The sequence below is a fragment of the Clostridium estertheticum genome (assembly GCF_026650985.1).
GTDB classification, from domain to species: domain Bacteria; phylum Bacillota; class Clostridia; order Clostridiales; family Clostridiaceae; genus Clostridium_AD; species Clostridium_AD estertheticum_C.
In genome coordinates, this window is sequence record NZ_CP086239.1 from 4537959 (window position 1) to 4563386 (window position 25428).

Annotated in this window: 20 protein-coding genes and 1 other RNA gene; 19 read left to right on the top strand and 2 right to left on the bottom strand. The window is 30.6% G+C overall.

The annotated features are described in order from the left end of the window. Positions 1 to 184: 184 nt before the first annotated feature. The 5 genes from pepV to LL038_RS21795 all read left to right on the top strand — a co-directional run bounded on the left by pepV (position 185) and on the right by LL038_RS21795 (position 6766). Positions 185 to 1576, top strand: coding sequence for a dipeptidase PepV (pepV, locus tag LL038_RS21775; RefSeq protein ID WP_216120676.1), 1392 nt, complete (start codon positions 185 to 187; stop codon positions 1574 to 1576). A 271-nt stretch (positions 1577 to 1847) separates the two neighbouring features. Continuing rightward, on the top strand, positions 1848 to 2936 hold the full coding sequence (locus LL038_RS21780; RefSeq protein WP_216120678.1) for a dipeptide epimerase: 1089 nt from the start codon (positions 1848 to 1850) through the stop codon (positions 2934 to 2936). A gap of 84 nt (positions 2937 to 3020) precedes the next feature. Then, the gene (locus tag LL038_RS21785; RefSeq protein WP_216120993.1) at positions 3021 to 5189 is read left to right on the top strand and encodes a HelD family protein; all 2169 of its coding nucleotides are present in this window, start codon (positions 3021 to 3023) and stop codon (positions 5187 to 5189) included. Positions 5190 to 5272: 83 nt separating this feature from the next. Next, positions 5273 to 5947, top strand: a complete 675-nt coding sequence (locus tag LL038_RS21790) for a TetR/AcrR family transcriptional regulator (protein ID WP_216120680.1) — start codon at positions 5273 to 5275, stop codon at positions 5945 to 5947. 81 nt (positions 5948 to 6028) lie between these two features. Continuing rightward, a complete protein-coding gene (locus LL038_RS21795; protein WP_216120682.1) occupies positions 6029 to 6766 on the top strand; it encodes a hypothetical protein in 738 nt (245 codons plus the stop codon). 2 nt (positions 6767 to 6768) lie between these two features. Here LL038_RS21795 and LL038_RS21800 read toward each other — a convergent pair whose 3' ends face one another. Next, complete coding sequence (locus tag LL038_RS21800; RefSeq protein ID WP_216120684.1) at positions 6769 to 7134, bottom strand: DUF4363 family protein; 366 nt, start codon at positions 7132 to 7134, stop codon at positions 6769 to 6771. A gap of 23 nt (positions 7135 to 7157) precedes the next feature. Further along, positions 7158 to 7862: a DUF421 domain-containing protein gene (locus LL038_RS21805; protein WP_216120686.1), complete on the bottom strand. Its 705-nt coding sequence runs from the start codon at positions 7860 to 7862 to the stop codon at positions 7158 to 7160. A gap of 224 nt (positions 7863 to 8086) precedes the next feature. Here LL038_RS21805 and ssrS point away from each other — a divergent pair. The 14 genes from ssrS (at position 8087) to licT (LL038_RS21875) (ending at position 25424) form a co-directional block, all read left to right on the top strand. Beyond that, positions 8087 to 8275, top strand: a non-coding RNA gene (gene ssrS, locus LL038_RS21810) — 6S RNA. Positions 8276 to 8435: 160 nt separating this feature from the next. Then, entirely contained in the window at positions 8436 to 9239 is an 804-nt protein-coding gene (locus LL038_RS21815; RefSeq protein WP_216120689.1) for a hypothetical protein, read from the top strand. Positions 9240 to 9253: 14 nt separating this feature from the next. Further along, positions 9254 to 10372 (top strand): ATP-binding protein, encoded by a 1119-nt coding sequence (locus LL038_RS21820; RefSeq protein WP_216120691.1) that lies wholly within the window; start codon positions 9254 to 9256, stop codon positions 10370 to 10372. Positions 10373 to 10380: 8 nt separating this feature from the next. Next, complete coding sequence (locus LL038_RS21825; RefSeq protein ID WP_216120693.1) at positions 10381 to 11745, top strand: VWA-like domain-containing protein; 1365 nt, start codon at positions 10381 to 10383, stop codon at positions 11743 to 11745. 91 nt (positions 11746 to 11836) lie between these two features. Further along, positions 11837 to 12577, top strand: coding sequence for a tRNA pseudouridine(38-40) synthase TruA (gene truA, locus LL038_RS21830; protein ID WP_216120695.1), 741 nt, complete (start codon positions 11837 to 11839; stop codon positions 12575 to 12577). 428 nt (positions 12578 to 13005) lie between these two features. Further along, positions 13006 to 13446, top strand: a complete 441-nt coding sequence (locus tag LL038_RS21835; protein ID WP_071614434.1) for a MarR family winged helix-turn-helix transcriptional regulator — start codon at positions 13006 to 13008, stop codon at positions 13444 to 13446. A gap of 29 nt (positions 13447 to 13475) precedes the next feature. Then, complete coding sequence (locus tag LL038_RS21840) at positions 13476 to 15251, top strand: ABC transporter ATP-binding protein (RefSeq protein ID WP_216120696.1); 1776 nt, start codon at positions 13476 to 13478, stop codon at positions 15249 to 15251. After that, a complete protein-coding gene (locus tag LL038_RS21845) occupies positions 15248 to 17251 on the top strand; it encodes an ABC transporter ATP-binding protein (protein WP_216120697.1) in 2004 nt (667 codons plus the stop codon). The genes LL038_RS21840 and LL038_RS21845 overlap by 4 nt, the downstream gene beginning before the upstream one ends. Positions 17252 to 17579: 328 nt before the next feature. Further along, a complete protein-coding gene (gene licT / locus LL038_RS21850) occupies positions 17580 to 18425 on the top strand; it encodes a BglG family transcription antiterminator LicT (RefSeq protein WP_216120698.1) in 846 nt (281 codons plus the stop codon). Positions 18426 to 18542: 117 nt separating this feature from the next. Then, entirely contained in the window at positions 18543 to 20426 is a 1884-nt protein-coding gene (locus LL038_RS21855) for a PTS beta-glucoside transporter subunit IIBCA (protein ID WP_216120699.1), read from the top strand. 43 nt (positions 20427 to 20469) lie between these two features. Then, the gene (locus LL038_RS21860; RefSeq protein WP_216120701.1) at positions 20470 to 21888 is read left to right on the top strand and encodes a glycoside hydrolase family 1 protein; all 1419 of its coding nucleotides are present in this window, start codon (positions 20470 to 20472) and stop codon (positions 21886 to 21888) included. Positions 21889 to 21953: 65 nt separating this feature from the next. Further along, positions 21954 to 23384: a 6-phospho-beta-glucosidase gene (locus LL038_RS21865; protein ID WP_216120703.1), complete on the top strand. Its 1431-nt coding sequence runs from the start codon at positions 21954 to 21956 to the stop codon at positions 23382 to 23384. Positions 23385 to 23459: 75 nt separating this feature from the next. Continuing rightward, positions 23460 to 24290: a Cof-type HAD-IIB family hydrolase gene (locus LL038_RS21870; RefSeq protein ID WP_216120705.1), complete on the top strand. Its 831-nt coding sequence runs from the start codon at positions 23460 to 23462 to the stop codon at positions 24288 to 24290. Positions 24291 to 24581: 291 nt separating this feature from the next. Then, on the top strand, positions 24582 to 25424 hold the full coding sequence (gene licT / locus LL038_RS21875; protein WP_216120707.1) for a BglG family transcription antiterminator LicT: 843 nt from the start codon (positions 24582 to 24584) through the stop codon (positions 25422 to 25424). Positions 25425 to 25428 lie beyond the last annotated feature (4 nt).

Sequence of the window (25428 nt, forward strand, 5' to 3'; positions counted from 1 at the left end):
AAATAATAAATATAAAAATATAAGTTAAGAGCCGTTATGGCTCTTAACTGTTTTTTAGGAGATATTTATGACAGGTTAGTTATGTTTCTAAGATATTTATCAATGCAAGGATGGATAACTTTTGAAAAATAATAAAAATAATAATAAAACATACAGTAATCTACTTTAAGAGAGGGGAAAGAATATGAAATTAAATAAATTAATTGATGACATGAAAGAGGACATTATTAAATCTACACAAGAAATTATAAAAATAAAAAGTGTAGAAAGTGAACCTAAACCAGGGATGCCGTTTGGTGAAGGCGTAGCTAAATCACTAGAGTGTGCGTTAGGCGTTGCAAAGAGATTAGGACTTCATACAGTTAATGTAGATGGTTATGTAGGGTATGCAGAGTATGGCACGGGTGATGATTATGTTTTAGCATTAGGACATTTAGATATAGTTCCTGAAGGTGATGGATGGATTTACCCACCTTATGGCGCAGAAATTCATGATGGAAAAATGTATGGACGTGGAACTACGGATGATAAAGGACCAATAATGGCAACGCTATTTGGTTTGAAAGCAATAAAAGATGCACAATTACCTGTATCTAAGAGAATTAGAGTTTTATTTGGTACTAATGAAGAAACAGGAAGTAAGGAACTTGATCATTACTTAGAAAAAGAAAAACCGCCAGTTGCTGGTTTTACACCAGATGCTGATTATCCAATAATTAATGGAGAAAAAGGTATAACTATTTTTGATATTGTAAAGGATTTTAATAATATAAATAAAGGTGAAAATATTATAAAATATATCAAGGGTGGTCAAGTTTCTAACATGGTACCTGATTATTGTGAAGCAGGAATTATTTCTACTAATGCTAATGTTATAGTTAAATTATTAAGGACTTTTATAAAAGATACTGATTATAAATTATCAGCAGTGGTTAATACAAATCTTATAATAATTAAATCTATAGGTGAAGCAGCTCATGGAAGCACACCAGAATTTGGTAAAAATGCAATAATGCAATTATTACAATTTCTAGGAACCATAAATCTTGACTCAAATGATGCATCAGAATTAGTGAAATTTTTAAATGAAAATATAGGGACAGAGACGCATGGTGAATCTTTTGGTGTTTGCCTTGAGGATAAGATTTCAGGAAAGTTATCGTTTAATGTTGGAGTTATAAATATGGATAAGAATTCTGCTACGATAACATTGAATTTAAGGTATCCTGTAACAAACAAATTGGAGGATATGATGACTCCATTTAATGAAAAAATAAAAGGTACTGGATTAAGAGTAGAAAAATTTGTACATCAAGAGCCATTATACTTTCCACCAGATAGTCCAATTATAAAAACACTCCAAAAGGTTTATACTGAGCAAACGGGAAAAGAAGCTACATTGGTATCTATAGGTGGAGGCACTTATGCTAAAGAAATGCCTAATATTGTAGCTTTTGGACCAATGTTTCCAGGAGAACCAGATACTATTCATAAACAAAATGAATATATTACAATAGATAATTTAATTAAAAATGCTAAAATATATGCCCATGCATTGTATGAACTTGCAAAATAAATATATACATTATTTCACAAGATATATATCTTAGTAAATAATAAATAACCTTTAGACCTATGTCTTATAAAATAAGATATAGGTTTTAGTATTCTTATGAGGTTGAATTTTATAAAACAAATTAATTGTGAATTTGTGTAAAGCCGTAGAATTAAACTGGACATAGAGGTATAATAGAATATTATACTATAAATAACTTTCATAACATTGTATAAATAAATTAAATAACATAAAAACTATAAAAAATATAGTTCTTTAGCGAGGGATAATTATGAAAATACAAGATATTAAGATGGGTAGAATTAGTACTCCGCTGAAACACGGATATAAAGTAGGAAAGAGAATGCTTACATTTTCCGATGAAATAGTTATAAAAATGATTACAGATACAGGAGAAGTAGGTTATGGTAGCGCTGCACCAACACCGTTTATAACAGGGGAAACAGACAACTCAATAATTGGAGCTATAAATTATATTAAACCTGAAATTATAGGCTTGGATATTGAAAATATTGAAGAAATTATGAAGGTGCTTCATAATTCTATTCATGGTAATAATAGCGCAAAAGCCGCTATTGATATAGCTATATATGATTTGCTTTGCAAGAAATATGGAATACCACTTTATAAATTTTTGGGTGGTTATAAGACTTCATTAACTACAGATCTTACTATAGTAAATGATACAGTAGAGCAAATGGTAGGGAAATCTTTAAAAGCTGTAATGGATGGTTATACTTGTTTAAAGGTCAAAGTTGGGAATCATGTGGATTTTGATATAGAGAAAGTTAAGGCAGTAAGAAAAGCAGTAAGACGTGGAATAAAGATAAGGGTAGACGCTAATCAAGGTTGGAGACCTAAGGAAGCTGTAAGCATTATTAGAAAATTTGAAGATATGGGGCTTGATATTGAGTTTGTTGAGCAACCGGTTAATGCCTGGGATATAGATGGACTAAAATATGTTACAGACAATGTTTCTACAAAGATTCTTGCAGACGAAGCAGTTTTTGGACCATCAGATGCTTTTAAGATAATTGAAAAAAGAGCAGCAGATCTCATAAGTATAAAACTTATGAAATGCGGAGGCATTAATAACGCAATAAAGATATATAACATGGCAGAAAATATGGGTATAAGATGCATGATGGGATGTATGTTAGAAAATAGAATAGGTATAACAGCAGCAGCTAGTTTTGCAGCATCAAAGTCTAACTTGGTTAAAGCAGATTTGGATACTATGTTGTACTTTGATAAGTGTGCAATAGTTGGTGGTGCAGCTGTAGAAGGTAATACTATAACTATTAACGATTCCCCGGGTCTTGGTATTTCAGATATCATTGGATGGAATGAAATTTCTTAGATATATGTATATTTATTTTAGAGTTAAGTAGATCAAAAATAACAAGCAAATGAGGTGGCAGTTTTGAATAATAATGAATATGATATGGAGGCTAGTTCGGTGGAAGTCGAATTAAAGAAGCAGTTAGAGTTTAATATAGAAGAAGATAAATTAAGGTCTGTTGTTGACATCATTAGTGAAGAAATTTTAAAATATATTGAGAAGAGAAAGGAAATTACAAAATATATTTTAGAATATAGAAAAAAAGTAATTGAAGACTATAGAGATGATGAAGATATGGTGATAGAGTATTTTGATCATGAGATATATGTGAAAGAAGAGGCGTTTAAAACTATTGATAGAAGACTTAAGGAGTTAACTGCACTTAAAAGCTCCCCTTATTTTGGAAGAATAGATTTTTCTGAAGAAGATTATGGTATAAATGAAATGTATGTAGGAAGATTTGGGGTTACGCCAGACAATACTTATGAACCTTTAGTAGTAGATTGGAGAGCTCCTGTTGCATCTTTATTTTACACTGGGTCTCTAGGAGAGGCATTTTATGACGCACCAAAAGAAAAAATAGCAGTGAATATTTTAGCTAAAAGGCAATATATAATAAAAAAAGAAAAGCTTAAAGGCATGTTTGACTCAGCACTAGATATAAAGGATGAAATACTACAAATGGTGCTTAGTGGGAATGCGGGTGAAAAGCTCAAAGATATAATAATGACAATACAAAAGGAACAGGATGATTTAATAAGACAACCAAGAACAAAAACTATTGTAGTTGATGGTGTTGCTGGTAGCGGAAAAACAACTATAGCTCTTCATAGGGTTGCATATTTACTTTATAATTATAGGAAAATACTTGAAGATAAGGTTTTAATATTAGGACCTAATAATGTATTTATAGAATATATATCAACAGTCTTACCGAGCCTTGGTGAATCAGGGGTTAAGCAAACAACATTTAGAGACTTTGCTTTTGATATTTTAGAACTTAAAGAAGTAATGAGTCTAAAAGAATACATGGAAAAAGTGCTTAGTGGAGAAAAAGAATTTTCAAAAGACATAACATATAAAAATTCTATAGATTATAAAAACTTCATTGATGAAGCTGTAGAAAAATTGGATATTGAATATTTTAAGATGAAGGACTTATTCTTTATGGATGAATTAGTAATATCTAAAGAAGACATAAAAGAAATGTTCCATAATTATTATAAAACCATGCCTTTATTCAGAAGAAGTAAGAAAATTAGAAGAATTATATTTTCCAAAATTACTGATGCTAGGGATGAAAAAGTTAGAGTTATACAAAAGGAATATGATAAGACCGTTTTTTCTTTATCCGAGGAAGAAAAGGATTTAAAAATAAATGATTTAGATTTTAATAGAAGACTTAATATTAGAGAAGTTATAAGAGCAGTATTGGTGCTGAAAAGAAGCCTTACCTGGCTCGATAATGGAAACTGTGTTGATTTATATAACAAGATCAACGGGTATAAAAGATTAACTGAAAATGATTTAGGTGGTATCTTATATTTTAAGATTAAGCTTGAAGGAACAAAAATATCTGAGCAAATAAAACATGTAGTAATAGATGAAGCTCAGGATTATAATGAACTTCAGTTCTTAGTCATAAAGGAATTAACAGGGTGTAGTTCTTTAACTATAGTTGGGGATAGCAATCAAAGGTTAATACCATACGACGGAGAATTACCTATGCATGATATGAAAAATATACTTCCCAATTGTAATGTTCAGGAGTTTAGATTAAATACTAGTTATAGATCTACAAAAGAAATTATGGAGTATGCTAATAAATATTTAGATGCTGATCCCATTGTTCCAATAGTAAGAAGTGGCGAACCCGTAAGAGAAATGTTAATTTCAAGCAGAGATGAATTTAAGAAATTTGTACTAGATAAAATTGATGATCTTAAAAATAAAACTTACGAAAACATTGCGATTATCTGTAAAGATATAAAAGAATCAGAAGATATATTTACACTAATTAATGGAAATGAAAATGTTAAAATTATAGATAAGGAAAATGACATATATCACAGTGGAATTGTAGTGTTACCATCATATTTTGCTAAAGGACTCGAATTTGATGCAGTTATTATGGTCTTAGATGAGCCTAAAGATGTCAGTGATCATAAATTGGATAATGGTTTAAGTGAATATAAACAAGAAGATAAACTTAGGTACGTGATGGCAACTAGAGCATTACATGAACTTCAAGTGATTAAGAAGAATTTTTAAAAAGTTTGGATAGTAGAACGTTCATTAACAGTTTCTGCTATCCAAACTTTTTTATGTTTTTTTTATTTAGAAAGGGGTTTTAAATGAGTAGACAAAAAAATATGAAAAAGCGAAATGAAATTTTGAGTATTGCCTTTATACTGTTTTCTAAAAAAGAATATAATGAGGTAGCTATGAAGGATATAGCTGATAATGCTCATATAAGCAAATCTTTGTTGCAATATTATTTTCCACAAAAGAAGGATATTGTCGCAATTATGCTTACTGATTTGTTACAAAAATCATTTGAATACATTGATTATAGGTTTGTTAATATAAAAAATATTCATCTAAAACTTTCAGTTTATACAAATTTATTTTTTTCTGCCATTTTTAAACAAGACCATTTAAAAAAATTTATTAATAATGTAATAAGGAATGAAGACTTGCTTGATTTATGGATTAACATAGTTAATGATTGGCTAGATGTTTTAGATGACACAAAGTTGAAAAATGATATAAAAGATCATTATTTAATTGCACTAACTTTTTCTATGTCCGGAGGTAGCAAACTTCTATCCAAAGATAATTTGGAGGTTTCAGGAAAATATATTGCTCGAATTATGATAATCACTTTTATGAATATTTCAGATAATTCTAACAGTGAAATTGGACAAATTATTGAACAAACAGAGGATTTAGTTACGAATACGAATATAAAAGACTTCGAGGAGTATTATCAGAAAAGATTAATTTGGTATGTAAATAAAGAAGAATAATTATTTCTTATATTTTAGTTGACAACATCTCCTTAATTTAATACTATACATGTATAGTATTAAATTAAGGAGATGTTGTTTATGGTTCAGGAAATTATTAAATCTTATACTAATAACCCAAGTTTAGTAATAATATCTGCAATTACGTTTTTAATTGGTTATATAGAGTATATCTATAGTTTTGCTTTAGTAATCAAAGAAAAAAGTGCTCCATTTCCTATTTGGATGCACACGTTCTATTTTGCCCATGATACTACAGGGGCAGTAATATTCTTCTTATTGGCTAAAAATAATCAGTGGTTTTGGTTTTTTACAGTTGCGTCAATTGCATTAGTAATTTGGAATTTATTTGAGGTATTTAACTTATATATGGCTGTAAAAGTTGAACGTCAAGATATTTGGGGCAAATATTATAAAGAACATGTTACTGTAAAACAAGCTATTTTTCGTATCGTTGGACAAATTATGTTAATGTATTGTGTTGTAAATCTTTTTCGTGTATTTATGAATGATGCTGTTATGCTTAAATGGTTTGCATTTACGAACATTCTTATGGCTACAGGTCCTGGATATTTATGGAGTGAACGCCAAGCACGAAAAGGAACTTCAGTCGGTTTAGCTATAACAATTTTAATTGGTACAATAATTACATTCCTTCCTGGTGGGATTGGTATGTGGACAACGGCCTCAACATATTTTGACAAACCATGGTTTTATATTACAGGTATTGTAGTTGTACTTTTCGCACTAAAAAATGTTTTCTTAGTATTAAGTTTTCCACCTAAAAAAAGTGAATCTGGAAAAAGAGTTATATGGTAATATTATTTTGTAAGTTCATCCCAATTTTCAACCATTTCATTTAATTCAATTAATGTACTAGATTTATCTTTACTAGCTATAGATCCACGGAGACTAGCGAGGTTTAAACTTATATTATACATTTCATCTCTTTCAACACTAAGTTGTATGCGGGGTATAACTTTTTTCCATGCAATATCAATACTAGCGATATCTTGTTCAAGTTTATCCCAATTTTCAACTTTTGCATGTTTTATGGATAAATTTACAAAAGCAATTACATCTTCAGAAGGATTATGAGGCTTTTTTAAATAGTTACCCCCAAGCATTATTAATACAAAAACTGTTAAAGTAACTATAGGTATAAAGTAAGTTATAAATTTTTTCATAGTTTAAGTTACTCCTTTATATTTTATTTTTTTGTCTCTTTTATATGATCGTTATAAAGATCTACATGTAAACCACTTGTTTGATTATATATAGCTAAAAATACTTCAGAGACATCAGTAATATTCTGTTTTTTTAGTTTGTTCATTAACCATCTTTCATTCCTATTAATAATTATTAAGTTGTTTTGTACAATGCGGCCGTCATATATAACTTCATAATCAATACAAGCAGTAGAAGTTTTAATATTTAGATCTTTTGGTGTAACTGGATCACTTTCAGTCTTTTTTAAAATGGATAATTGACCATCTTTCTCGAGTACTGCATAAGCAACATCGTTTACGTCAAAAATACCTTTATCTCTTAACTGTGCTAGAAGGTCACCTATGGTATAACGGTATTTTTTCATTGACTCCTCTAGTATTTTTCCATTTGTTATAATAATGGTAGGCTGACCATCTAGAAATTCTTCAGCAGTTTTTGATTTGATGGTTATCAATTGAAGGATAAGGCATAAGACAGTCCATGTAATTAAACCTACCCAGTGAGGCCAAGCTCTACTAGTTAAATCTGTAGTTAAAGTAGAGGCTGTGGAACCTATAGTTATACCAACTACATAATCAAAAAAAGTTAGCTGACTAACTTGTTGTTTTCCGAGAACACGAGTAAATATCAATAACGTAAAAAAGCCGATGACTCCTCTTACAAGAACCATTAGACCTTCATTCATAATAACACCTCCTTTAATAGTAGTATCTCCATATTTATAATTTGTATTTATGTAGAAATGATAATTATTATTGTGATATAAAATTAGAAAGCACGACCAAAAAGGAATATGTTACCAAGCAAAATTATTTTTAAAAAATCATAAAATACTATTGAATTTTAATTTAATTCTGATATAATAAAATTAACAAAACAAATTAAACGTATTCAAATATTTGAAAAATTAGATTTCTGGGGTATTCGTCAAGCTCTTATTTTCAACCTACAATATTTATACGGGAGTTCGAGATCTAGATGTGCATTTGGCTTATAAGACCAATTTTTAATTGGCAAGGACTGTTGAACATCTCTGAGGACACCCACCTATCATAAAGATAGGTGTAAAAATTGGGGCAACGGTATTTTGGATTAACAATTTTAAAATTTTGATTAATTTATAAAGAGATAGAAATATCTCTTTTTTTATTGTGTCTTAAATTATAATTTAATTTTTTTATGTTATAATTAATATAAATTAATAAGACATTTTAAAAAAGCAGTAAGCACATAATGTCTTGCAAAGAGGTGCAATAATATGAGAGAAGATAAAGTTCTTGAGATGATAAAGACTAACCCAATTGTCATAAAAAATATTGAAAATCCTAGTGATGAGATGAAACTTATGGCGATAAAAAAAGACGGTATAATGATACGGTATATAAAAAATCCTACAAGCAAAATGGAGGATTTAGCAATACAAAGCAATCCACGGGTAATTGAGTTTATAAAGGAACCAACTTATGATATGGAAAAATATGTTGTGTCAAAGATATGGAATACTCTAGAATTTATTGAGAATCCTCCAGAAGAATTGATAATAATAGGTATGAAGCAAAAGGGATATGCAATAAAATACGCTAAAAATCCAAGTGAAAAACTTCAAAAAATAGCTATAAAAAAAGATTATGATTCGATAAAATATATGGAAAATCCAAGTGAAGAAATACAATTTTTAGCTGTAAAAGAAAATTATGTTGCTTTAAGGTATATAAAAAATGCAACATTAAGTGTAGAGGTATTGGCAATACGTGAAAATGAATCAGCTATAAGGTTTATTGAAAATATAGATGATAATAAAAAGATATTGTTTTTGAAGAGCAACGCATTGGTAATGAAATATATTATTAATGATCTTTCAATGGAAATTGTAGAGGAGGCTTTTAAAGAGGTATTATCTAAAGAAACTGTACCAGACAAGTATGTGAGAGATTTCATAAATTGTGATAGTATAAATGAGAGATACGGCAATATATCTATGGATAAAATAGTCTTTATTTATAAATATGGTAGTAAAACATGCAAAAAAATAGCAGTTGATGAAAAACTGAATATGATGTAAGAAGGGATGAATTAATGAATTTAAAAGATACAATGTTAAGCGTAGAACTTGTTATAGAAACAAATGAAGTACCTTTAGTTGTAGGTGAGAGTGGTATTGGTAAAACAGCACTCGCGAAAACACTTTCAAAAAATAAAGGTTGGAGCCTGGTTATTATAGATGGCAACCTATTAAAAGAGGGAGAGATAGGTGGACTTCCAACAGTTGAGGATTATAGGTTTAAAGATATAAGTGGGAAGGAAGTTCGATCAAAAAACACTGTTTATGCGGTTCACACAAAACTACAAGAAATAGACAAATTGATAAATGATGGTAAAGAAGTGTTTTTATTTATTGATGAAATAAATCGTTGTGAGCACACAGTGCAACAGGAACTTATGAACCTAATATTAAATAGAGAGATAAATGGATATAAGTTAGACAAAAGAGTGAAAATATTAGCAGCAATGAATCCTTCTAGTAAATATGGTGAAGATTTCGATTATCAAGTAGTTGATATGGATGCAGCACAAGAAAATAGATTTGTTTTATTACATATGGAATGTGACTCAAAAGCTTGGATTTCATGGGCTATAGAAAACAACATAGATCAAAAAGTTATAGAATTTATATCTACATTCCCCGAATATCTACTAAATAATCAAAAGGATGAGCAAATAAGAGCGACACCTAGAAGTTACGAGAGGGTCTCTAAAGCTTATAGAATATACAAGGATAATAAAGATACTATTCCTAAAAGAATATTTCTTAATATAATAAAAGGAAATTTAGGTAATAGAATAGCGAATGAGTTTATGTCATTTACGCAGGAAGATAATGAGCCATTAATTTCTTTTGATGATGTGTTTACAGGTGATATATTATCACAAGAAATAATTGCTAAGGTTAAAAAAGAAACCCACACTAGATTATATTTAACATCAAAGAATATCATTTATACATTGGATAATAAAGTGATTCTAGACAGTGATATAAAGAGGTTTATAGAATTACTGGGTATTTATCCTGTGGATTTAGGCGTAGGAATTATGCAAGATATTAAAGAAAGTAGTAATAATGTTTATAAACTGTGTTTAGAAAATGAAGCCTTCGTTGAAATGTATTTTAAGGCCTATAATCAAATAAAAGGCTAGGTGAAATTATGGGAAAAAAATTTGAAATCCTTAAAAGTGAGCTCTATGATGAAATTTCTAATGTGAAAAGCATAAAGGATATGCCAAGCAATTTTACACAGGATTTCTTGAAACTCATTACAATGGTTAATTTTATGTTAATAGAGGATAAGGACAACTTTTATGGCTATTTTTTGCTTCAAATGTCTAGAGAGATAAAATATGATATAAGCTCTCCAACAGCTGTGAATTTTAAATTATCTAAGTATGTTATTTACTTTAATCCCTATATTTTTTTAAACCTTACAGCAGAGCAGATGAAAAGCAGTATAAAACATGAGATTTATCACATATTATCCTTTCATTTAAAACGTGCAAGAGGCCTTAAAACAAAATATAGCACCTTAGCTATTAATATGGCTATGGATATAGTGGTAAATCAATATTTAGATTATCTTCCACCATTTTCTATAACGATAGACAGTATAAATTCAAAGTATAGATTAAATCTTCAACAATATATGGGCATGGAATATTATGCAAAAGAAATTCAGAAAGCTTTGGATCTTTTAGAGGAAGATGATGAAAGTGGAGTGGATGACTCTAAGGATAAGCATATAGAAAAAGAATATGATGCTAGTAAAACTCATGACTTATGGGAAGAATCTATAGAAGTAGACGAAGAAACTCTAGAAAACTTTACGCAGAAATATGCGATGTTATCAGAAAAAGGCAAAGTACCTCTTTATTTGGAGGGGATTTTGAAGGGACTAAGGAACGAAAAAGGTGAGATTCCTTGGAATTTGTATTTGAAAAAGATTATGGGGACATTAGAAAGTGATAAAAAAAAGACTGTTGCAAGAAGAAGTAGGCGTCAACCTAACAGATTGGATCTGAGAGGAGAACTTAGGGGGCATACTGCTAGAATTACCTTGGCTATAGATGTAAGTGGTAGTATAAGTGATGAGGAGTTTAAGGGAGCAATAAAGGAAGTTTTTAATATAGTGAAAACTTATAAACATGAAATAACTTTGATAGAATGTGATACGCAAATACGGCAGGTATACAAGGTTAAATCTATTAATAGTATAAGAGAGCGATGTACTAGTCGTGGTGGTACGAAATTTACACCTGTGTTTAAGTATGTAAATGCTACAGATACTAATATACTAATATATTTTACAGATGGAAAAGGTGAAACAAAACTAGATGTATTACCAAAGGGTTATAAAACATTGTGGGTTATATCAGGACGTGGTGATAAACTATCATTAAAGGAACCTTTTGGAATAATAAAAAAACTAAAACCTGTAGAGATAATAGAGGATACACAGGAAAGGTTAGATATAATGGTTGATGGGTTTTCTATGCAAAGTCAAGAGCCAATACATTAGCATGATAACCCGTGGTATTTCTCCTATGTTGATTGCAATTAGAGCTCGAAACAGGAAATTTGACTAATAAATAAGGTAAAGGGGGATATATATGAGAAATTTAAAAATGATATTAGAATTTGATGGAAGTAGATATAAGGGATGGCAGAAACAACCAGATAATGATTTAACAGTTGAAGGTAAAATTGAAAATGCTTTATCTAAAATGGTAGGGGAAACTATAGAGGTTACAGGTTGCGAGAGAACAGATATAGGTGTGCATGCCGAGAACTATGTGGCGAATTTTCATACCGACTGTGATTTAAGTATAGAAGCTATTATGGATTATCTTAATGGAGATTTACCAGATGATATAGTAGTGAAGTCTATGGATCGTGCAAGTGAAAAATTTAATTCAGGATATAATATAAAATCAATTACTTATGTGTATAAAATAAGTAATAGTGAATTAAGAGACGTGTTTAATAGAAAATATGTTTATAACTCTGAGGGACTACTTAATTTAGGAGAAATGAGAAATACAGCAGAATATTTAGTTGGTACTCATGACTTTCAGTATTTAGCCACAGCACCTACAAACATTAAGTCTACTATAAGAACTATTAATTATATTAATATAATAGAATTAGAAGAAGGTATTATTGAGATAGAAATTAATGCTGATGATTTTTTGTGGAATATGGTAAGAATTATCGTTGGTAGTCTTTTAGAAGTAGGTAAAGGAAATATAAAACCAATTGATATTGAAAATTTATTAATTGATACAGAAGCATCCGCATATATACCAATGGCTAAATCAAAAGGGTTAGCTTTAAGAGGCGTTGAATACTAAGATAACGAAGCAAGAAACCATCGGAGTGCCTTGCATAAGAACTAAAAATACGATGTGCTACACTGGCATCACCATATGTAAATATAAAAAAGATAATACTAAGGGTTTACCCTAAGGTGTTATCTTTTTTTTCTCTTAGGTGTATTAATAACGCCGAACATAATTAGCAATTATAACATAATCTAGTTTTAGAGGATTAAAACGGAAGATTAAAATAATTATTTATGATTAAAAAATCCCAATTAAAGGTTTGAAAATGTTTACAAAATATAGCTGTAAACCGTTTGATGAGAAGACGTTAGCGTGTGTTCATTTATTTTTTAAAAAAGTATTGACATGAGATATTTATGGGATTATAATATACTTCGCAAGCTAAATAAACGTACACGAAACATTTGCATGCGAAATATATTCAAGGTGGTGATTAAGTGGAAACATTGAATGAAAGTATAGAAGTTGCAAGACTTTTTCAAGAGGTTATGCAGTTATTTAAACATAGCATGTCCAAAGTATTATGTGATACAGGTATGTCTGCACCTCAAGGTATGGTTTTAGGACTTTTAAGTAAAAAAAAGAAGATGAAGATAACTGAACTTAGTAATGAGCTTTGTCTATCAAATAGTACAGTATCTGGAATTATAGACAGGCTTGAGAAGCAGAAAATGGTAGTACGCGAAAGAAGTGAGAAGGACAAGAGAGTAGTTTATGTAAGTATAGCGCCAAATTTTGAAGACATGCATAAAACTTTCCATAAACAATTTGAAAAAAATATTGCAGACGTAATGAGTAAAGGAAATGCACAGGAGATTCATAAAATATTTGAGGGCTTAGACGTACTAAAAAAACTTCTAAAGGACCAAGAAAAATAAAACAATAACAATGAATGGAGATGACACTTTTGATTAAATTATTTAGATTTCTTAAACAATACACAATACACATAATTGCGATAGTTATATTAATTTTTATTCAGGTAATTGCGAATCTTTATTTGCCAACATTAATGGCAGATATAATAGATAAAGGTATAGTTCAAAAAAATGTAGTTCAAAATATTTCATTCCTAGGATATAGTGGAGCTTATAAAGGGATAGATTATATTATGAGAATAGGTGCTATTATGCTGATAATTTCAGCAGGTGGTGTTATATGTTCAATTATAGCTGCATTCCTATCGTCTAAAACTTCTGTTGGACTTGGTAGAATTGTTCGTAATAAATTATTTGCTAAAGTAGAAGGATTTTCGCTACACGAGTTTGATAAGGTTGGTACTGCAACACTTATAACAAGGACTACGAATGATGTTACTCAGGTTCAAACAGCAACTGTAATGATTTTTTCAATCATGCTTTTTGCACCTTTAACTGCCATAGGTGGTATTGTTATGGCTTTAAGAGAAGATGCAACTTTAACTTGGATTTTTGCAGTTGTAATTCCGCTTCTTGGAGTTATTATTGGAATAACTCTTAAATTCGCTATGCCGTTATTTAAATTAATGCAAGTTAAAATAGATAAATTAAATCTTGTATTACGTGAATCACTTACTGGTATTAGAGTTGTACGTGCATTCAATCGTATAAATACTGAAAAGGCTAGATTCGATGATGCTAACACTGATCTTATGAATAATGCTGTAAAAGTAAATAAGATCATGGCTTTTTTATTGCCAATAATGATGTTTATCATGAATGTTACAACAGTTGCTATTATTTGGTTTGGTGCTAAAAGAATAGATACTGGAGGCATGGAAGTTGGTTCATTAATAGCATTTATACAATATGGAATGCAAATTTTATTCGGATTCTTAATGCTTGCTATGGTATTTATAATGATACCAAGGGCGCAAGCATCTGCAATAAGAATTAATGAAGTATTAGATATGGAGCCAGAAATAATTGATTCAAAGAATACTAAATTAGCTGATAAACAAAGTGGATATGTTGACTTTAAGGATGTAACATTTAGTTACCCAGGTGCAGATCAACCAGCCATTAGTAATATAACATTTAGTGCAAGACCAGGTGAAACAACAGCTATTATTGGTGGTACCGGTTCTGGTAAGTCAACTCTTATAAATTTAATACCACGTTTCTATGATGTCACTAGGGGTGCAATATTAGTTGATGGGGTAGATGTTCGCGAAATGAGTCAGGAAAGCCTAAGATCTAAAATAGGTTTTGTTCCTCAAAATACTGTTCTCTTTACTGGGACTATTGCAGAAAATATTAAATATGGTAAAGATAATGCTACTACTCAGGAAATTAAGCATGCAGCCACAGTAGCACAAGCTACTGACTTTATCAATGGAATGAAAGAAGGGTATGATCATCCTATTGCCCAGGGAGGTACAAATGTTTCTGGTGGACAAAAACAACGTCTATCTATAGCACGTGCCTTAGTTAGACAACCTGAAATATATATATTTGATGATAGTTTTTCAGCACTTGATTTTAAAACTGATGCGAAACTACGAGCAGCACTTAAAAAAGAAACATCAAAATCTACTGTAATAATTATTGCACAAAGGGTTGCAACAGTTATGGATGCAGATAGAATTATAGTAATAGATGATGGCTCAATTGCAGGCATCGGAACTCACAAGGAACTTTTAACCAGTTGTAAGATATACCATGAAATTGTATCTTCGCAGCTTTCAGAGGAGGAATTATCATGAGTGAAAAAAATAAGAACAATAAACCAAGCGGGGGTATGGGTGGTGGACCAATGGGATCTTTTGCAGGTCCTAAAGTAAAAGCCAAAGACTTCAAAGGTACATTAAAAAGGCTTTTAAGTTACTTAAAACCACAAAGAACCAATTTTATCTTAGTTTTTATATTTGCAATCTTCAGTACCGTTTTTACAATAGTAGGACCTAAGATTTCAGGAAAAGCTATAACTAGATTAGTTGAAGGTATGATGAATAAATATGGGTTATTACAGTTACATGCACAGCAAGATAAAATAGCGGCTGTAATAAAAGCTAATCCTGCAGCTGCAAACAGTCCAAAAGTAATTGATGGTCTTGATAAAATTAAGGCAGGAGTATCTAAAATAATGGATATAAATGGTGGAATGATAGATTTCACATATATACGAAACATTATTCTTTTATTACTTGGATTATATGTAATAAGTACAATTTTTGGATTTCTTCAACAATATATAATGGCTGAAGTTGCACAAAAAACTGTATATAATTTACGTAAGGAAGTTGAAGATAAGTTATCTAGATTGCCACTTAAATTCTTTGATTCAAAAACTCATGGTGAGATATTAAGCCGTGTAACAAACGATGTTGATAATATATCAACAACTCTCCAACAAAGTCTTACTCAGCTTATTACATCTATTGTCACAATCATTGGTATTGTAGTTATGATGCTCACAATAAGCCCACTTATGACACTAGTTGTAATTTTAACATTACCATTATATATTGTTGTTACAGCATTTGTAGCAAAACGATCACAAAAATATTTTGCAGCGCAACAAAAGGAAATTGGAGAACTTAATGGTCATGTTGAAGAGATGTATACTGGTCATAAGATTGTTAAATCTTTTGGACATGAGAAGGACTCAGTACAGGAGTTTAGAAATATTAATGACAGGTTATACAATGCAGGCTGGAAAGCTCAGTTTATATCTGGGGTAATAATGCCTATGATGAGATTTGTTAGTAATATAGGTTATGTAGTAGTTTGTGTTGTCGGTGGATATTTAGCAACACAAGGAAAAATTACAATAGGTAATATTCAAGCCTTTATTCAATACTCTAATCAATTTACTCAGCCAATAGTTCAAACTGCAAATATTGCTAATATTATTCAATCAACAGTAGCATCCGCTGAACGTATTTTTGAATTATTAGATGAAGTTGAGCAGATTGAAGAAACTGCGGATTCTAAGGTAATTGAACTTCCAAAAGGCGAAGTTAAGTTTGAACATGTTGATTTTAGTTACAAAAAAGAAGAATCTCTTATTAAAGATATGAATATTGATGTAAAGAGGGGTCATACAATTGCAATTGTTGGACCAACTGGTGCTGGTAAAACTACACTTGTTAACTTGCTTATGAGGTTCTATGAGATAGATGCTGGTAAAATTTCAATTGATGGAGTTGACATAAGAGATATAAAACGTGGAGAGTTACGTAGCATGTTTGGTATGGTACTTCAGGATACTTGGTTATTTAATGGGACCATAATGGAGAACATTGCTTATGGTAGAGAGGGAGCAACAGATGAAGAAGCTATGCAGGCAGCAAGAGCTGCTCATGCACATCACTTTATTAAGACTCTTCCGGATGGATATAATACAATACTAAATGAAGAAGCTTCTAATATATCACAAGGTCAAAAACAGCTTCTAACTATAGCTCGAGCAATACTTGCTAATCCAACTATTATGATACTGGATGAGGCTACAAGCAGTGTAGATTCTAGAACAGAAGTTTATATACAAAGGGCTATGACAGAACTTATGCAAAATAGAACAAGTTTTGTAATTGCACATAGACTTTCTACAATTAAAGATGCAGAGTTAATTTTAGTTATGGATAAAGGAAGTATTATTGAGATGGGTAATCATAATGAACTTCTTGCTAAAAATGGATTCTATGCAGATCTTTATAATAGTCAGTTTGCTGGTGCAAACTTAGATAATGAAGTAATGTAAACAAAGACTAATTATATAAGAAATTTAAAGAACACCCTATAAATAGAAATTTAAAAAATCTATTTATAGGGTGTTTTTATGTATTTAAGCATTAACAGAATTGTTTTATTATTGAATTAAAAAAATATTTAGGATAAAATTATTGACAAATAATATAAATAAAGTTATTATATATTTATAGATAAACGATTACATTTAAATATTAGGATTGTTACTGACTAGATCAGGCGAGACCTTAATTAATGCAAAGGGACATGATATGTTTCTTTTAATTAGTTGGGTTTTTTATATTTTATATTAATATAATAGCGTTGGCGGGGGGATAGGGTTGATAATAAAGAAGATATTTAATAACAATGCTATAGTGGTTAAGGAACCAGACAAGCATGAATTTGTTGTTATGGGGTGTGGAATTGCATTTAAAAAGAGTGTAGGGGAAAAAGTGGATGAACATTTAATAGAGAAAACTTTTATTCTTAAACAAAAAGATGCTTCAGAAAAGTTTAAATTATTATTAGAAGATGTTCCCGCGCAGCACGTCTCACTTTGTTATGATATTATTGAATATGCAAAAAACATACTAGGTGTTGAATTGAATGACTATTTATATGTTACTCTTACAGACCATGTTAGTAATGCATTAAAAATATATGATGAAGGATTTAATTGCACAAACCCACTAATTTGGGAAATTAAAAAAATTTATCCAAAAGAATTTAAAGTGGGACTTAAAGCACTAGAGTTTATCGAAAATGAAACAAGTAAAAAATTAACTGAGGATGAGGCAGGTAATATAGCGCTTCATTTAATAAATGCACAATCTAATAGTGCATTTAATAAAGTGGAAGATGTAGCGAGTCAAACTAAAAAAATTCAGGATATATTAAATATTGTTAAATACACATACAGTATTATACTTGATGAAAACTCAATTAATTATGAAAGGTTTGTGACACATTTAAGATTCTTTTTTCAAAGGCTAAATAAGAAAGAAAAAATAGATGAAATAGAGAGTGATGATGATTTCTTATTTGCACAAATTAAGAAAAAATATAAAGATGCTTATGTGTGTATGTGCAAAATTGAAAAATACTTAGAACTAGAATTATCTTGTGAGGAACAATTATATTTAACTGTTCACATTCAGCGTGTTACTCAAAGAAAAATTAAATAAAATTTGGATTGTTACTGGTAAAGCAGGCGAGACCGAGGCAAATAGTATAAAACATATACTATTTGCTGGGTCTCGCTTTTTTTATATAAATTTATAAGAAAAAGGGGATGCATTAATATGAAATATGAAAAATTAGCAAATGACATAATAAAGAATGTTGGTGGAAAAGAAAACGTCAATAGTTTAACTCATTGCATTACACGATTACGTTTTAAATTAAAAGATAAAAGTAAGGCAAATACAGAAATTTTAAAAAATATGGATGGAATTGTAACCGTTATCGAAAGTGGGGGTCAATATCAAGTAGTAATTGGTAATCATGTAACTGATGTTTATGATGATGTCAATAGTATAGGTGGGTTTGGGGAAGGGTCAGAGGAATCATCAGATGAAAAAGTAAGCTTATTTAATAAATTTATTGATACTATTTCAGGGGTATTTACACCAATTCTAGGAGTGTTGTGTGCAACTGGTATGATTAAAGGATTTAATGCATTATTCATAACGTTTAAAGTATATAGTAATACATCAGGAACTTACCAGATATTAAATGCACTAGGGGATAGTTTATTCTATTTCTTCCCTGTATTTCTAGGATATACTGCAGCTAAAAAATTCAAAGCGAGTCCATTTATTGGTATGGCAATAGGAGCAACGCTTGTTTACCCTACATTAACTACGCTGTCAACAGGTACTCCATTATATACGTTATTTGCAGGTAGCGTAATTTCATCACCTGTATATATAACTTTCTTAGGAATTCCAGTAATACTCATGAGTTATTCATCTAGTGTTATTCCTATTATTTTAGCTACCTATGTAGGGGCTAAAATAGAAAAATGTTTTAAGAAGCTAATACCAGATGTAGTTAAAATGTTTCTGGTCCCATTTTGTACATTGTTAATTATCGTTCCTTTAACATTAATAGTTATTGGACCTATAGCGACTTGGGCAGGCAAATTACTTGGAGCAGTAACACTTTCTATTTACACCTTAAGTCCAATTCTTGCAGGTATAATTATTGGTGGGTTTTGGCAAGTATTTGTTATATTTGGTCTGCATTGGGGTCTAATTCCTATAGCAATTAACAATCTAGCAGTACTTCATTATGATCCGATTCTTGCAACTACATTTGGAGCCTCTTTTGCTCAAACCGGTGTTGTACTAGCCATTTTAATTAAAACAAAGGATGTTAAGTTAAAATCACTATGTATACCAGCATTTATTTCAGGAATTTTTGGTGTTACAGAACCGGCTATTTATGGTGTTACATTACCGCGTAAAAAACCATTTATTTTAAGTTGTATTGCAGGTGCAGTAGGTGGCGCTATTATAGGAGTTATGGGAACTAAATTAAGGATAATGGGTGGCTTAGGCATTTTCGGAATCCCTAGTTATATTGGCCCAAAAGGAATGGATAATGGATTCTATGGTGCTATTATCGCTATGCTAGTAAGCTTTGCATTAGGGTTCATATTAATGTATTTTGCTGGATTTAAGGATGGAGAAAATAAAGATAAAAATAAAGAAATAAATATATTAGTAAAGCAAGAGACTATACTTAGCCCATTAAAAGGTCAAGTTAAAAGTTTATCCGAGGTACAGGATGAGGCATTTTCAAAAGGAGCATTAGGTAAAGGTATTGCAATAGAACCAACAGAAGGAAAAATAGTTTCTCCAGTAGATGGAGTTTTAACAACATTTTTTCCAACAGGCCATGCATTAGGAATTACAAGTGATAATGGTATTGAGATATTAATTCATATTGGTATGGATACAGTTAAATTAGAGGGTAAATATTTTATTCCTAAAGTAAAACAAGGGGAGCATATAAAAAAAGGACAATTGTTATTAGAATTTGATATTAAAGCTATAAAAAATGAAGGTTATTCTTTAACAACACCTATAGTAATTACTAATTCTGATACTTATTTAGATGTAGTTGAAACAGATAAAAAAACTATAGAGTATAAGGAAGAATTAATGACAGTGGTGATTTAGTTTTGTGTAATAGATAAATAAATTTATATGAGGAGGACTAATTATGAAAATGCAAGATGGATTTTTGTGGGGAGGAGCAACTGCTGCAAACCAATTTGAAGGCGGATGGAACAAAGGTGGCAAGGGCGCGAGCACTGCAGATATGATGACTGGAGGAACGCATACTAGACCTAGACGTATCACAACTGTTTTAGAAGAAAAAACTCATTATCCAAGCCATGAAGCTATTGATTTTTATGGCCATTATAAAGAAGATATAAAAATGTTTGGAGAAATGGGTTTTAAGACTTTTCGTTTGTCTATTGCTTGGTCAAGAATATTTCCTAAAGGTTATGAATTAGAACCAAACGAAGAAGGTCTAAAATTCTACGATGATGTATTTGATGAATTAAGAAAAAATAATATTGAACCATTAGTAACTATTTCTCACTATGAAACGCCTTTTGGGTTGACGCAGAAGTATAATGGCTGGGCATCAAGAGAGGTTGTTGAATGTTATGTAAGATATTGCGATGTGATATTTAAAAGATATAAAGATAAGGTAAAGTATTGGCTTACTTTTAATGAAATTAATATCTTAACAATACCATTTGGTGCTTTTATGGGCGGTGGAATAATAGTAGATGAAAAAGAAAATACAGATGAAATAAGATTTAATGCACTGCATCATCAATTTATAGCTAGTGCAAAAGCTGTTAAACTGGGACATGAAATAAATCCGAATTTTAAAATAGGATGTATGATTGCGTATATGTGTACTTACCCGAATACTTGTAATCCAGATGACATATTACTTGCACAAAAGAAAGACCAAATAAGCAATATGTTATGTGGAGATATTCAGGTAAGGGGATACTATCCAAGTTTTGCAGCACGTTATTTTGAAGAAAAAGGAATAAGAATTGTAATGGAAGAAGGGGATGAAGAGATATTAAAAGAAGGCTGCGTAGACTTCTACTCCTTCAGTTATTATATGTCAACAGTTGAAAGTGCTGACCCAACTGTTGAGGTGGTAGAAGGAAATTTACTAGGTGGGGTTAAAAATCCATATTTAGAATCTTCTGACTGGGGATGGCAAATTGATCCTAAGGGTTTAAGATGGTCATTAAATAACATTTATGACAGATATCAAATTCCACTTATGGTAGTTGAAAATGGATTAGGTGCAGTGGATACGGTTGAAGAAGATGGGTCAATAAATGATGATTATCGTATAGATTACTTGAGGAATCACATAATTCAAATGGAAGAAGCAGTTAAAGATGGTGTCGAACTTATGGGATATACTATGTGGGGATGTATTGACTTAGTAAGTGCATCTACTGGTGAAATGAAAAAACGTTATGGATTTATATATGTAGACAAAGATAATGAAGGAAAAGGAGACTTACACCGTAAACCTAAAAAGAGTTTTAACTGGTACAGAAAAGTTATATCGTCAAATGGTAAAGACTTAGAATAAATACTAAAATATTTAATATCTAATTTTAAAAGTGGGTAAATAAGTAACAATGGGAGGAATATATAATGGAAAATAAAATAGGACAGTTTCCTGATGACTTTTTATGGGGAGGAGCAGTTGCTGCTAATCAATGTGAAGGGGCATGGAATATAGACGGAAAAGGTGTCAGCACAGCAGACGTTGCCACAGGTGGCAGCGTAGATAAACATCGAGAATACACAGATGGAGTTATAGATGGGAATTTCTATCCATCACATGAGGCAATTGATTTTTATCATCATTATAAAGAAGATATTGCACTACTTGCAGAGATGGGTTTTAAATGCTTTCGTACCTCAATTGCATGGACAAGAATATTTCCAATAGGTGATGAAGCAGAGCCCAATGAAGAAGGGCTAAAATTTTATGATAATTTGTTTGATGAATGTTTGAAGTATGGAATAGAACCTGTTGTAACAATTTCTCACTATGAAATGCCTTATGGTTTAGTAGAAAAATATGGTTCTTGGAGAGAGCGTAAATTAGTGGATTTCTATGTAAACTACTGCAAGGCAATATTTACTCGTTATAAAGATAAGGTTAAATATTGGATGACTTTTAATGAAATAAATGCAATTATATTAATGCCATTTATTCCAGGAGGGATAAAGCTTAAAAAAGGAGAAAATAAGGAACAGGTTTGTTATCAAGCAGCTCACCATCAACTTATAGCAAGTGCCAAGGCAGTAAAACTTGGACACAAAATTAATCCTGACTTTAAGATAGGCTGTATGCTTCTTTATCCATTAACTTATGCAGAAACATGCAATCCAATGGATGTACAAGTAGCTAGTGAGATGATGAATAAGCATTATTTCTTTACAGATGTACATGTAAGGGGTTATTATCCAAGAAACATGTTGCACTATTTTAAAATGAATAATATTAATATTAAGATGGACCCTGAGGATGAAAAAATACTAGGAGAGGGTACTGTAGATTACATTGGTTTTAGTTATTATATGTCAGTGGTAGCTAGTTCAAAGCCAAAAGTAGATAATACTACTGCTGGAAATCTATTTGGGGGAGTTAAAAATCCTTACCTAGAAGCATCTGATTGGGGATGGCAAGTTGACCCGGTAGGATTTAGAATTTCTTTGAATAATTTATATGATCGTTACCAAGTGCCACTATTTTGCGTGGAAAATGGCTTAGGGGCTGTTGACATAGTTGAAGAAGATGGATCTATTAATGATGAATATAGAATTGATTATCTAAGGAAACATATAGCCGAAATGAAAAAAGCGGTTACAATTGATGGCGTGGAACTTATGGGGTACACTCCATGGGGATGCATTGACTTAATTAGTGCAGGTACGGGTGAAATGAAGAAAAGATATGGATTTATATATGTAGATAAGGACAATGAAGGTAGAGGAACTTTAAAAAGATCTAGAAAGAAAAGTTTCTATTGGTATAAAAAAGTAATAGCGACAAATGGAGAAAGTTTAGTATAATAAAAATATGCATTAAGGAAAGAGAATGTGGGTTATGCATTTTCTTTCCTTAATAAAATTTAGGAGGCAATATTTATGGGATATAAATTAGTTTGCATTGATATGGATGGAACACTTTTAAATAGCAAACACAAAGTGAGTAATGCCTCAAAAGAAGCGTTACTAAAGGCACATAATAAGGGCGTAAAAATTGTTATCAGTACTGGTAGGATGTACTCTGACGCAGAGTTTTTTTCAAATCTTATTGGAGTAAAAGCTCCGGTTATAGCATCAAATGGGGCTTTTATAAAACAAAAAAATGAGAAGGAAGCAATTTACAAAAACATTTTAGAAGAAAAATTATTTGTAAAATTATTGAATGTATTTATTAAATATAAGGTCTATCCAACTTTTTATACACCCCAAAATGCATATTGTGGAAGTATTATTATTAAGGTTTTCGTTGAATATATAAAATTAAGGGGTGGAATGAGTAGAGCTACTAAAATTAAATACATAAGGACTATTAAGCAGTGGGATAAGGTGTTTAAGATTGAAAAGAATAATATAGTTAAGTGTGAGGTTATGCACAAAGACACTGAGAAACTTTTAAAAGTTCGTGCAGAAATACAAAAAATAGAAGGAATTGAGATTGTGAGTTCCTCAAAACACAATATTGAGATTACTAGCAAGGGAGTTTCCAAAGGCAGAGCAGTTGAAAAACTCGCTAATTATTATAATATAAAAAAAGATGAGATAATTGCTATAGGCGACAGTGAAAATGACATATCAATGATAGAATTTGCAGGTATGGGAATAGCAATGGGAAATGCAATAGAACGGGTAAAACAAAAATCAGATTTTATTACAGACACTAATGATAATGAGGGAGTCGCTAAAGCTATAAATAAATTTATACTAGATTAGACATTTGTTTGGCACGCAAAAAACACGCAAAAAACATACGAGTATTTGAAATATTTTATGTTGACAACCTTTACACTGTATGATAATATAATTTTATAAACTAAATAATGTCTAACAGGATTGTGACTGATAATTCAGGCAAGACCTAGGTTAATGTGAAACATACTTATAGCGAGTTTATAAGTGTTTGATTTTAATTTGGGTTTTTTATTTTTAAAACTGTAATACTAAAAAACAATTAAATATTATTCGAAATTATATAAAATATAATTATATAAAGTGGTGTTAATAATGAAAATAAAAAAAGTATTGAATAATAATGCTGTTACTGTAATGAACAATGATAATAGGGAAATAGTTGTTATGGGTCTGGGACTAGCTTTTAAAAAAAGAGCTGGAGATGAGCTTGAAGAGGATAGAATTGAGAGGGTATTTACACTAGAGAACAAAGAGGTATCTGAAAGATTAAAAAATCTCATTAGTGAAATTCCTGCAAAGTATGTAGAAATTTCAGAAGAAATAATAAGGTATGCAGAAGCAAATTTAGAAAAAAAACTAAATGAAAATATATATTTAACTTTAACAGACCATATTAGTTTTGCAATGACTAGACACAAACAAGGATTAAACATAAAAAATCCTATGCTTTGGGATATAAAAAGATTTTATAAACAAGAATATGCAATTGGACTTACTGCACTTAATATTATAAAAGAAAACTTTGAGGTAACGTTACTAGAGGATGAGGCAGCCTCGATTGCTCTTCATATTGTGAATGCAGAACTAAATCAGGATATGCCAAAGGTTGTAGCTATGACAAAGGTTATTCAGGAAATACTTAATATAATTAGATATAACTTTAAAATGGATTTTGATGAAGAGTCCTTAAGCTACCACAGATTAGTAACTCATTTAAAGTTTTTTGCTCAACGAATGATGAATGAAACTACAGCTAAAAGTGATGATGAATATTTATATGACATTGTAATAGAGAAGTATAGCGATGTGTATAAATGTGTAAATAAAATAAAGACTCATTTAAGAAAAGCTTATAACACAACATTGTCAAAAGAGGAAATGGTATACCTTACTATTCATATTCAAAGAGTTGTTAATCGAGATACAATTAAATAAAGTA

Coding starts and splice junctions, on each gene's coding strand:
- pepV (WP_216120676.1), top strand. CDS start 185: ATGAAATTAAATAAATTAATTGATGACATGAAAGAGGACATTATTAAA.
- LL038_RS21780 (WP_216120678.1), top strand. CDS start 1,848: ATGAAAATACAAGATATTAAGATGGGTAGAATTAGTACTCCGCTGAAA.
- LL038_RS21785 (WP_216120993.1), top strand. CDS start 3,021: ATGGAGGCTAGTTCGGTGGAAGTCGAATTAAAGAAGCAGTTAGAGTTT.
- LL038_RS21790 (WP_216120680.1), top strand. CDS start 5,273: ATGAGTAGACAAAAAAATATGAAAAAGCGAAATGAAATTTTGAGTATT.
- LL038_RS21795 (WP_216120682.1), top strand. CDS start 6,029: ATGGTTCAGGAAATTATTAAATCTTATACTAATAACCCAAGTTTAGTA.
- LL038_RS21800 (WP_216120684.1), bottom strand. CDS start 7,134: ATGAAAAAATTTATAACTTACTTTATACCTATAGTTACTTTAACAGTT.
- LL038_RS21805 (WP_216120686.1), bottom strand. CDS start 7,862: ATGAATGAAGGTCTAATGGTTCTTGTAAGAGGAGTCATCGGCTTTTTT.
- LL038_RS21815 (WP_216120689.1), top strand. CDS start 8,436: ATGAGAGAAGATAAAGTTCTTGAGATGATAAAGACTAACCCAATTGTC.
- LL038_RS21820 (WP_216120691.1), top strand. CDS start 9,254: ATGAATTTAAAAGATACAATGTTAAGCGTAGAACTTGTTATAGAAACA.
- LL038_RS21825 (WP_216120693.1), top strand. CDS start 10,381: ATGGGAAAAAAATTTGAAATCCTTAAAAGTGAGCTCTATGATGAAATT.
- truA (WP_216120695.1), top strand. CDS start 11,837: ATGAGAAATTTAAAAATGATATTAGAATTTGATGGAAGTAGATATAAG.
- LL038_RS21845 (WP_216120697.1), top strand. CDS start 15,248: ATGAGTGAAAAAAATAAGAACAATAAACCAAGCGGGGGTATGGGTGGT.
- LL038_RS21855 (WP_216120699.1), top strand. CDS start 18,543: ATGAAATATGAAAAATTAGCAAATGACATAATAAAGAATGTTGGTGGA.
- LL038_RS21860 (WP_216120701.1), top strand. CDS start 20,470: ATGAAAATGCAAGATGGATTTTTGTGGGGAGGAGCAACTGCTGCAAAC.
- LL038_RS21865 (WP_216120703.1), top strand. CDS start 21,954: ATGGAAAATAAAATAGGACAGTTTCCTGATGACTTTTTATGGGGAGGA.
- LL038_RS21870 (WP_216120705.1), top strand. CDS start 23,460: ATGGGATATAAATTAGTTTGCATTGATATGGATGGAACACTTTTAAAT.
- licT (WP_216120707.1), top strand. CDS start 24,582: ATGAAAATAAAAAAAGTATTGAATAATAATGCTGTTACTGTAATGAAC.